General features: G+C 72.8%; 10 protein-coding genes. 7 read left to right on the forward strand and 3 right to left on the reverse strand.

The window, feature by feature from the left end; translation table 11 throughout:
• Nucleotides 1-199: 199 nt before the first annotated feature.
• Complete coding sequence (gene glpX, locus BEP24_RS14720) at nucleotides 200-1,189, reverse strand: class II fructose-bisphosphatase (RefSeq protein ID WP_083230403.1); 990 nt, start codon at nucleotides 1,187-1,189, stop codon at nucleotides 200-202.
• A 156-nt stretch (nucleotides 1,190-1,345) separates the two neighbouring features.
• Between glpX and fbaA the strand changes: the two genes are divergently transcribed.
• The gene (fbaA, locus tag BEP24_RS14725) at nucleotides 1,346-2,374 is read left to right on the forward strand and encodes a class II fructose-bisphosphate aldolase (RefSeq protein WP_065964681.1); all 1,029 of its coding nucleotides are present in this window, start codon (nucleotides 1,346-1,348) and stop codon (nucleotides 2,372-2,374) included.
• Nucleotides 2,375-2,469: 95 nt separating this feature from the next.
• Nucleotides 2,470-3,729 carry a M18 family aminopeptidase gene (locus BEP24_RS14730; protein ID WP_065964682.1) on the forward strand — a complete coding sequence of 420 codons (1,260 nt, stop codon included), beginning with the start codon at nucleotides 2,470-2,472 and terminating at the stop codon, nucleotides 3,727-3,729.
• A 38-nt stretch (nucleotides 3,730-3,767) separates the two neighbouring features.
• Here BEP24_RS14730 and BEP24_RS14735 read toward each other — a convergent pair whose 3' ends face one another.
• Both BEP24_RS14735 and BEP24_RS14740 read right to left on the reverse strand, forming a co-directional pair.
• A complete protein-coding gene (locus BEP24_RS14735; RefSeq protein ID WP_065964683.1) occupies nucleotides 3,768-4,487 on the reverse strand; it encodes a DUF6264 family protein in 720 nt (239 codons plus the stop codon).
• Nucleotides 4,484-5,542, reverse strand: coding sequence for a 4-hydroxy-3-methylbut-2-enyl diphosphate reductase (locus BEP24_RS14740; RefSeq protein WP_253181719.1), 1,059 nt, complete (start codon nucleotides 5,540-5,542; stop codon nucleotides 4,484-4,486). The genes BEP24_RS14735 and BEP24_RS14740 overlap by 4 nt, the downstream gene beginning before the upstream one ends.
• A 133-nt stretch (nucleotides 5,543-5,675) precedes the next feature.
• Here BEP24_RS14740 and xseA point away from each other — a divergent pair, with 133 nt between their 5' ends.
• The 5 genes from xseA to BEP24_RS14765 all read left to right on the forward strand — a co-directional run bounded on the left by xseA (nucleotide 5,676) and on the right by BEP24_RS14765 (nucleotide 10,205).
• A complete protein-coding gene (gene xseA, locus BEP24_RS14745; RefSeq protein ID WP_065964687.1) occupies nucleotides 5,676-6,917 on the forward strand; it encodes an exodeoxyribonuclease VII large subunit in 1,242 nt (413 codons plus the stop codon).
• Nucleotides 6,918-7,061: 144 nt separating this feature from the next.
• On the forward strand, nucleotides 7,062-7,313 hold the full coding sequence (locus BEP24_RS14750) for an exodeoxyribonuclease VII small subunit (protein ID WP_065964688.1): 252 nt from the start codon (nucleotides 7,062-7,064) through the stop codon (nucleotides 7,311-7,313).
• The gene (locus BEP24_RS14755) at nucleotides 7,310-7,945 is read left to right on the forward strand and encodes a DUF4245 domain-containing protein (RefSeq protein ID WP_065964689.1); all 636 of its coding nucleotides are present in this window, start codon (nucleotides 7,310-7,312) and stop codon (nucleotides 7,943-7,945) included. Before BEP24_RS14750 ends, BEP24_RS14755 begins: the two co-directional genes overlap by 4 nt.
• 90 nt (nucleotides 7,946-8,035) lie before the next feature.
• On the forward strand, nucleotides 8,036-8,650 hold the full coding sequence (locus BEP24_RS14760; protein ID WP_065964691.1) for a carbonic anhydrase: 615 nt from the start codon (nucleotides 8,036-8,038) through the stop codon (nucleotides 8,648-8,650).
• Nucleotides 8,651-8,774: 124 nt separating this feature from the next.
• Entirely contained in the window at nucleotides 8,775-10,205 is a 1,431-nt protein-coding gene (locus tag BEP24_RS14765; protein WP_083230404.1) for a class II fumarate hydratase, read from the forward strand.
• The last annotated feature ends 46 nt before the right edge of the window (nucleotides 10,206-10,251 follow it).

A 10,251-nucleotide genomic window follows, 5' to 3' on the forward strand; every position in this document is an offset into this window, starting at 1 on the left:
GGCCGGGCGGTCCCGGCCGGGCGGTCCCGGCCGGGTCGGCGGCGCCGGCCGGGCGCGGGCCCGGCGCGACGTGCTCGCGCACAACGGAAAGCAGCTCGCACCACGTGATCACGTGGTGCGAGCTGCTTTCGGTTGTGCGAAGCGCAGAGCGGCGGTCGGCGGCGCGGCGCGCCGCGCCGCGCGGCCGCGGCTCAGCGGATCAGAACCACTTCTCGGCGCGGTGGTCCGCCTGGATGCGACGGATCGTGTTCGAGCGGGAGCGCAGCACGAGCGAGTCCGTGTGGATGACGCCCCGCGAGCGACGGACCCCGTCGACGAGGACGCCGTCGGTGACACCGGTCGCGACGAAGAACGTGTTGTCGCCCGTCACCAGGTCGTCCTGGTCGAGGACCTTGTCGAGGTCGTGGCCCGCGGCGAGTGCACGCTCGCGCTCCTCGTCGTCCTTCGGCTGGAGCTTGCCGAGGATCACGCCGCCGAGCGCCTTGATCGCGCACGCGGTGATGATGCCCTCGGGCGTGCCGCCGACGCCGACGCACATGTCGATCTTCGAGCCGGGCAGCGCCGCCGAGATGCCGCCGGCGACGTCGCCGTCGAGCAGCAGCCGGGTGCCCGCGCCGGTCGCACGGATCGCGCGGATGAGCTCGTCGTGACGGGGACGGTCGAGGACGGCGATCTGCATGTCCTCGATGTCCTTGTGCTTCGCCTTGGCGAGCGCACGGATGTTCTCACCGATCGGCTTCTCGAGGTCGAGGACACCACGACCCTCGGGGCCCGCGGCGATCTTGTCCATGTAGAACACGGCCGACGGGTCGTACATCGAACCGCGGTCGGAGACGGCCATCACCGAGATGGCGTTCTGGCGGCCGGCAGCGGTCAGCGAGGTGCCGTCGATCGGGTCCACCGCGATGTCGCAGGACGGGCCGTGGCCGTTGCCGACGTGCTCGCCGTTGTAGAGCATCGGGGCGTTGTCCTTCTCGCCCTCACCGATGACGACGACGCCGTCGAAGTTGACGGTGCCGAGGAACTTGCGCATCGCGTCGACCGCGGCGCCGTCGGCGAGGTTCTTCTCGCCCCGACCCACCCACGGCTGTGCACGGATCGCAGCGGCCTCCGTCGCACGCACGAGCTCGAGCGCCAGGTTGCGGTCGGGCTGGAGGAACAGGGAGCCGGTCTCAGTCGTGGGAGTCACGACCAGAGCCTACCGACCGGTGGCCACCCGGGGCCGCGCAGGCGGCGGTCGTGAACGCATGTGCACGACCGCCGCAGGCGGTCTGCGGAACGGGCACCGCGCCTCCAGTCCGCCTGACTAGGCTCGGACGGGAACCACACGTCGAAGGAGATCGCAGTGCCCATCGCAACGCCTGATCAGTACGCCGAGATGCTCGAACGAGCGAAGGCCGGCAAGTTCGCCTACCCCGCGGTGAACGTGTCCTCCTCACAGACGATCAACGCGGTCCTCCAGGGCCTGCAGGAGGCCGGCTCGGACGGCATCATCCAGGTCACCACCGGTGGTGCCGACTACTTCGCCGGCCACACCGTGAAGAACCGCGCGGCGGGTGCCCTCGCGATGGCGCGCTTCGCCCACGAGGTCGCGAAGAACTACGACATCACGGTCGCCCTGCACACCGACCACTGCCCGAAGGACGCCCTCGACGGCTTCGTCCTCCCCCTCATCGCCGCGAGCGAGGAGGAGGTCCGCCAGGGCCGCAACCCGATCTTCCAGTCGCACATGTGGGACGGCTCGGCCGTGCCGCTCGACGAGAACATCGAGATCGCCCGGACGATGATCCAGAAGACCCGCAACATCAACGCCATCCTCGAGGTCGAGATCGGCGTCGTGGGCGGCGAGGAGGACGGCGTCCAGCACGAGGGCACGAACGACGCGCTCTACACGACCCCGAACGACGTCGAGAAGGTCGTCGACGCGCTCGGCCTCGGCGACCAGGGCCGCTGGATCGCCGCGCTCACCTTCGGCAACGTGCACGGCGTGTACAAGCCCGGCAACGTCAAGCTCCGTCCCGAGCTCCTCGGCGAGATCCAGGCTGCCGTCGCGCAGAAGCACGGTACCGGCGAGAACCCGCTCGACCTCGTCTTCCACGGCGGTTCCGGCTCGACCGACGACGAGATCCACGAGGCCGTCCGCAACGGCGTCATCAAGATGAACATCGACACGGACACGCAGTACGCGTTCACGCGGTCGATCGCCGACTCGATGTTCCGCAACTACGAGGGCGTCCTCAAGGTCGACGGCGAGGTCGGCAACAAGAAGCAGTACGACCCGCGCGCCTGGGGCAAGGTCGCCGAGACCGCCATGGCGGCGCGCGTCGGCGAGGCCGCGAAGGTCCTCGGCTCGGCCGGCCACACCAAGGGCTGATCCTCCGGACACCAGCCGGGAGGAACGGGGCGCGTCCGACGGACGCGCCCCGTTCCGCGTCCGGTCACCCCCATGGCCCGTGCCACGATGGGCGGGTGACCTCCGACGCCATCGCCTCCGCATTCGCCCAGTACGTCACCGAGTCCCCCACCGCGTTCCACGCGGCGGCGGTCGCCCGTGACCAGCTCGTCGCCGCGGGGTTCACCGAGCTGTCCGAGCTCGACGCCTGGCCCACCGAGCCCGGCGCCTACGTCGTCGTCCGCGACGGCGCGGTGATCGCCTGGCGCCTGCCGGAGTCCGCGACCGCGACGACGCCGTTCCGCATCCTCGGCGCGCACACCGACTCCCCCGGCTTCCGGATCAAGCCGAACCCGACCGTGCGGGTCGGCGGCTGGGAGCAGCTCAACGTCGAGGTCTACGGCGGCGCACTGCTGTCGACGTGGTTCGACCGCGACCTGCGCATCGCCGGCCGGGTCGTCGACGCCGACGGCTCGGTGCGCCTCGTGGCGACCGACGCCGTCGCCCGGATCCCGAACCTCGCGATCCACCTCGACCGCGGGGTGAACGACGGCAAGGAGATCGACCGGCAGCGGCACGTCCTGCCGGTCGTCGGCACGGACGGCACCACGGGCGGCACCGACGTGCTCGGGTGGCTGCGCGGCCGGCTCGGCGAGACCGCCGTGTCGTGGGACCTGTTCCTCGCGGACACCCAGGCGCCGGCGCGGATCGGGATCGGGCACGAGTTCCTCGCGTCGGGGCGCATGGACAACCTGACGAGCGTGCACGCCGGTCTGCGCGGGATCGTCGAGGCCCCGGCCGACGGCGACCACGTGCCGGTCTTCGCCGCGTTCGACCACGAGGAGATCGGGTCCTCGACGCCGTCCGGCGCGGGCGGACCGTTCCTCGAGGACGTGCTCGGCCGCGTGCAGGAGGGGCTCGGCGCGACCCGGTCCGAGGCCGCGCGGGCGTTCCGTGCCTCGTGGCTGCTGTCGAGCGACGCCGGGCACCTCGTGCACCCGAACCAGTCCGAGAAGCACGACCCGACGAACCGACCCCGGCCCGGCGGTGGTCCGCTCCTGAAGATCAGCGCGAACCAGCGCTACATGACCGAGGCGAAGGGCGAGGCCGTGTGGGCCGCCGCGTGTGACACGGCCGGAGTGCCGTGGCAGCCGTTCGTCAACGTGAACACGATCCCGGGCGGCTCGACCATCGGCCCGATCGCGGCGACGCGGCTCGGCATCCCGACGATCGACATCGGCGTCGGCCTGCTGTCGATGCACTCGGTCCGCGAGCTCGTGCACGTCGACGACCTCGCGGCGCTGCACGGCGCGGTCGCCGCCTTCCTCGCCGGGTAGCGTTCCGGGCCGGCTCGGCGTCGTCGAGCCGGTCGGGGTCAGCCGCCGGAGTGCTGCAGCACGGCCTGCAGGAAGCGGGGGTCCCGCAGCACCACGGCGATGAACGCCGCCACGCTGATCGCGGTCGCGACGACCCCGCCGAGCAAGGGCACCCAGAAGGTCCACCGGCTGGCCCGCAGGCGTCGCGCCGACCACCACGCGACCAGGGCGAACACGACCACGTTGCCGATCGCGCCGACGACGGCCGCCGTGGAGAGCGCCGCCGAGTCCGAGAAGGTCGTGTACTGCCGCTCGAAGGTCTCGCGGACCGAGGAGGCCACCTGCGAGACGGCGAGCGCCTGCACGGTCGAGAACAGTCCCGTCGCGAGCAGGCCGACCGTCACGACGAAGTCGAGCGGCGTCGCGCCGTAGCGGTTGCCCGCGCCCGGTGCGCCCTCCGTCGCAGCGGCGCGTCCCTCGGGCCGAGCAGCGGTCCCCGCTCCTGGCCGCCGGGTCGAGGCGGAGGACCCGGTCGTCTGCGCACCTGCGGCCGCGGCACGCTCGCGCTCGTCGCGGCGCTCCTGCTCGACGAGGACCGGGTTCACCCAGCCCTCGGGCGCGTACTCGCCGTACCCGGGTGCCGGCGTGCCGTGCACCCGGCCGTCCGCGCGACCGGCGGCCGACGTGGCGGAGGCGGGGCGTGCCTCCCGGCCGAGGGCCGTCTCGTCGACGTGACCCGGCTCGCGTTCCGGAGCCGCCGACCACTCCCCGCCGCTCACCGGCGACGCCCGCCGAGCGAGCGCGTCGGGTTGCCCGACGCGTCGGTGCGGAGCTCCTTCGGGAGCGAGAACATGAGGTCCTCGTGCGCGGTGACGACCTCCTCGACGGCGCCGTAGCCGGCGTCCGCGAGCTGCTCGAGCACCTCGGTGACCAGCTCCTCGGGCACCGACGCGCCGCTCGTGACTCCGACCGTGGCGACGCCGTCGAGCCACTCCTGACGGATCTCCTCGGCGTAGTCGACGCGGTGCGCGGCCGCGGCGCCGTACTCGAGGGCGACGTCGACGAGCCGGACGCTGTTCGAGGAGTTCGCGGACCCCACCACGATCACGAGGTCGGCGGCGGGCGCGACCTTCTTCACTGCGACCTGGCGGTTCTGCGTCGCGTAGCAGATGTCGTCCGAGGGCGGGTCCTCGATCGTGGGGAACCGCTGCCGCAGCCGGCGGACGGTCTCCATCGTCTCGTCGACGCTCAGGGTGGTCTGGGACAGCCAGACGAGGTTGTCGGGGTCCGGTACCTCGAGCGTGGCGACGTCCTCCGGCCCGTTGACCAGGATCGTCTGCTCGGGGGCGTGGCCCATCGTGCCCTCGACCTCCTCGTGTCCGGCGTGGCCGATGAGGACGATCGTGCGCTCGGCCTTCGCGAAGCGGGTGGCCTCGCGGTGGACCTTCGTGACGAGGGGGCACGTGGCGTCGATGGCGTGCAGGTCGCGCTCGGCGGCACCGGCGACGACGGCGGGTGAGACCCCGTGCGCGCTGAAGACGACGTGGGCGCCGCGCGGGACCTCGGTGACGTCGTCGACGAAGACGGCTCCGCGCTGCTCGAGCGTCGACACGACGTGCACGTTGTGGACGATCTGCTTGCGGACGTAGACGGGCTCGCCGTACTGCTCGAGGGCCTTCTCGACGGCCACCACCGCACGGTCGACGCCGGCGCAGTAGCCGCGGGGAGCGGCGAGCAGCACCTTCTTGGTGCCGGCGACGGGTTCGTCCCGCAGTCGACCGCGCGCTGCGTGCACCCGCGGCGGGGCGAGCGGGACCGTGCGGCCGTTGGTGATCGTCACGCCCTCGATGATAGGTGGCGGGCAGGGGCGCGGCCTGGGTGCCGTGGACCGCCCGCCGCCCGGTGTCGCCGGACCGCGGCGAGGGCCCCGCCGCCCGGTGTCGCCGGGATGCGGCAGCATTGGGGGCATGGCGATCGAACAGGGACCCCCGACGGCGGACGACCCGTGGCCCGTCGCACTGCTCGGGGCGAAGCTGCGCGACTGGATCGACCGGCTCGGGGTCGCCTGGGTCGAGGGCGAGATCACCCAGTGGAACGTTGCCGGCGGCAACGTCTACGGCAAGCTCAAGGACGTCGAGGTCGACGCCACGGTGTCCTTCTCCATCTGGTCGAGCGTGCGCTCCCGGGTGCCGGCGGACCTGAAGCAGGGGGCCCGGGTCGTCGCCGCGGTCAAGCCGAACTACTGGGTCAAGGGCGGCTCGCTGACCATGCAGGTCGTCGAGATGAAGCACGTCGGGCTCGGTGACCTGCTCGAACGGCTCGAACGCCTGCGTCGCACGCTGGCGGCCGAGGGGCTGTTCGACCCCGCCCGCAAGAAGCGTCTGCCGTTCCTGCCGCACCGCATCGGGCTCATCACCGGCAAGGACTCCGACGCCGAGAAGGACGTCAAGCGGAACGCGCAGCTCCGGTGGCCGCACGTCGAGTTCCGCACGGTGCACACCGCGGTGCAGGGCGAGCGCGCGGTCGGCGAGGTCACGGCGGCGATCGTCGAGCTCGACGCCGACCCGACGGTCGACGTCATCATCGTCGCGCGCGGCGGCGGCGACTTCCAGAACCTGCTCGGCTTCAGCGACGAAGGGCTCGTGCGGGCCGCCGCCGCGGCGAGCACCCCGATCGTCTCGGCGATCGGCCACGAGGCCGACCGGCCGATCCTCGACGAGGTCGCCGACCTGCGGGCCTCGACGCCGACCGACGCCGCCAAGCGGGTCGTCCCCGACGTCGCCGAGGAACTGGCCAACGTCCGCCAGGCCCGCGCCCGGCTCGGCCTGCGGCTGTCACACGTGCTCTCCGTCGAGGCCGACCGGATCGCCTCGCTGCGGTCCCGTCCGGCGCTCGCGTCGACCGCGTGGCTCGTCGACACCAGGGCCGAGGAGATCGCCCGCGACCTGTCCCGGGCCCGGGAGCTGCTCGACCGTCGGCTGGAGCGCTCGCACGCCGAGGTCGGCCACCTGACCGGCCGGCTGCGCGCGCTGTCGCCGCGGGACACCCTGCGCCGCGGGTACGCCATCGTGCAGACCGCGGACGGCGGGGTCGTCCGCGGCTCGGAGGACCTGCGGGGTGCGACGCCCGTGCACGTCACGCTCGGTGCCGGGACCGCGACGGGCACGCTCGAGCCCGACGGGCCGGGGCCGGACGGCGCCGGGGCCTGACCGGGGTCGGGGCGGACGCGGGGCCGGAAGGCTCCGCGACCAGACCCGAAGCGAGGCCGGACCTGGGCCGGGGCCCGCCCTACGTCCTCCACAGGGGACACCGCGCGGTACGGCACGTCGGAGGGTGCTCGGTAGGATCGAGGAGTGTCGACCCAGCAGGAACCCACGCCGTCCGACGTGCAGTCACTGAGCTACGAAGCGGCGCGCGACGAACTCGTGCGCGTCGTCGGCGAACTCGAGCAGGGCTCCGCGACGCTCGAGCGGTCGCTGGCCCTCTGGGAGCGCGGCGAGGCCCTCGCCGCCCGCTGCGAGGAGTGGCTCGTCGGCGCACGTGCCCGGCTCGACGCCGCCCGTGCCGCCGGCACTGACCAGGACGCCGACGGGGGTGCCCGGTGACCGACCCCGACGGCCGCCCGATCGTCGCCGAGCTCGGCCGCCCCGAGACCCCCGAGGAGACCTGGGCGCGCAAGGACGCCGCCCGCCGCTCCCGCCGCGAGCACCAGACGGCGTTCAACCTCGTCCTCGCGCTCATCGCGTCGCTCGGCATCGTGCTCTTCCTGGTCCTCGTCGTGGTCCGACCCGACCAGACCGTCGACCGCTCCGTCGACTACCAGCAGATCGCGTCGCAGGCGAAGGTCCCCGGGGTCGAGCTCGCGGCTCCCGACCTGCCGAAGGGCTTCTCGTCGAACCGCGCCGACTTCCAGGACGGCTCCTCCGACCAGGTGCGGGTCTGGACCGTCGGCCTCGTGACCCCGGACCGCCAGTACATCGGGCTGCAGCAGGGCATCGACGCGAACGCCTCGTGGGTGTCGAACCAGCTCGACCAGAAGCCGGCCACGGGTGTCCGCACCATCGCGGGCACGAAGTGGACCGTGTACGACCGCCGCGACGAGGGCAAGGACGCCGGGAACCACGCGTACTCGCTCGTCACCACCATCGACCGCAACACGATCGTGCTGAGCGGCACCGCCGACGACGACTCGTTCGAGACCGTCGCGAAGGCGGTCACCGAGCAGTTCTCCCGGTAGCGTCAGCACCGCAGCTCCGTGGTCGCACCGTCCCCGTGCGCCACGGGCCGTGACGAACCCCGACCCGATCCGCACCGCCCGAGGAACCTGATGACCGACCGCGCCGCCTCCACCCCGTCCGAGGCCCTGCGCCTGCTCGTCGAGGGCAACTCCCGCTTCGCCGCCGACAAGCGCCGCACGGGCCGCATCGACCCGGACCGCCGCACCGAGCTCACCGGCTCGCAGGCACCGTTCGCGACCGTCCTCGGCTGCTCCGACTCGCGCGTGCCGTTCGAGCACGTGTTCGACGCCGGCATCGGGGACGTCTTCGCGATCCGCAACGCCGGTCAGATCGTCGACGACGTCGTCCTCGGCTCGATCGAGTTCGCGGTCGTCGCGCTCGGCACCCCGCTCGTCGTCGTGCTGCGCCACACCCGCTGCGGTGCGGTCGCCGCCGCCCGGTCCGGTGAGCCCGTGCAGGCCCCGCACCTGCAGGCACTGGTGGACGCCATCGCCCCGAGCGTCGAGCGCGTCCGGGCCACCGACCCCGACGTGCCGCAGGAGGTCGTCGGCGCCGCCCACCTCGAGGCCACGCTCCGCCAGGTGATCGAGCGGTCCGGCGTCGTCTCCGACGCGATCGCAGACGGTAGGTTGGCGGTCGTCGGGGCGACCTACGACCTCACCACGGGCGAGGTCTCCTTCGACACCGTGGTGGGCCAGGCCTGACACGAGGCCGACCGGCCCGCCAGGCCGGTCCCCCACCGCGACGAGCGTCCCGGACGACCTCCGGGGCGACCCACCGCCAGGGCAACCCGCCCCGGCAGCGCACCCCAGGAAGGACCACGACGACGTGACCGACACCACTGCGACCGACACCACCGGCTCCCCCGCCACCGACGGGTACCGCATCGAGCACGACACGATGGGCGAGGTCCGGGTCCCCGTGGACGCCCTGTACCGCGCACAGACGCAGCGCGCCGTCGAGAACTTCCCGATCTCGGGCGCCGGGCTCGAGCCGGCGCAGATCGTCGCCCTCGCCCGGATCAAGCGTGCCGCGGCGATCGTGAACGGGCAGCTCGGCATCCTCGACGCCCCGATCGCCGAGGCCGTCGCCCAGGCCGCCGACGCGGTCATCGGCGGGGACCACCACGACCAGTTCCCGGTCGACGTCTACCAGACCGGCAGCGGCACCTCGTCGAACATGAACATGAACGAGGTCCTCGCGACGCTCGCCACCCGGATCGCCGGGTCGGACGTGCACCCGAACGACCACGTCAACGCCTCGCAGTCGTCGAACGACGTCTTCCCGACCTCGGTGCACGTCGCCGTGACCGAGGCGCTCATCCGCACCCTCGTGCCCGCGCTCGAGCACCTCGCGGAGTCCCTCGAGGCGAAGGCCACGCTCTGGGCCGACGCGGTGAAGTCCGGCCGCACGCACCTGATGGACGCCACGCCCGTCACGCTCGGTCAGGAGTTCGGCGGCTACGCCCGCCAGGTCCGACTCGGCATCGAGCGCGTGCAGGCCACGCTGCCCCGCGTCGCCGAGGTCCCGCTCGGCGGCACCGCGGTCGGTACCGGCATCAACACGCCGAAGGGCTTCCCGCAGCAGGTCATCGCGCAGCTCGCCGAGGACACCGGCCTGCCGATCACCGAGGCGGTGGACCACTTCGAGGCGCAGGGCGCGCGCGACGCCCTCGTCGAGGCGTCCGGCGCCCTCCGGGTGATCGCGGTCAGCCTGACGAAGATCAACAACGACCTGCGCTGGATGGGCTCCGGCCCGAACACCGGCCTGGGCGAGCTGCACATCCCGGACCTGCAGCCGGGCTCGTCGATCATGCCCGGCAAGGTCAACCCGGTGATCCCCGAGGCGACCCTCATGGTCGCGGCCCGGGTGGTCGGCAACGACGCGACGATCGCGTGGGCCGGGGCCTCCGGCTCGTTCGAGCTCAACGTCGCGATCCCGGTGATGGGCACCGCGCTCCTCGAGTCGATCCGCCTGCTCGCGAACAGCTCGCGGGTGCTCGCGGACAAGACGATCGACGGCCTGCAGGCGAACCTCGAGCGGGCGCGCGCCTTCGCCGAGTCCTCGCCCTCGATCGTGACGCCGCTGAACCGCGCCATCGGCTACGAGGCCGCCGCCAAGGTCGCGAAGTACGCCGTCGCCGAGGGCGTCACCGTCCGCGAGGCCGTCGTCGCCCTGGGGCACGTCGAACGCGGCGAGGTCACCGAGGAACAGCTCGACCGCGCCCTCGACGTGCTCAGCATGACCCGCCCCGCCTGACCAGCGGGACCCCCTGACGGACGGGAGGCGCGGTGCCAGCCGGCAC

It is taken from the genome of Curtobacterium sp. UCD-KPL2560 (assembly GCF_001705035.1).
Lineage (GTDB): Bacteria > Actinomycetota > Actinomycetes > Actinomycetales > Microbacteriaceae > Curtobacterium.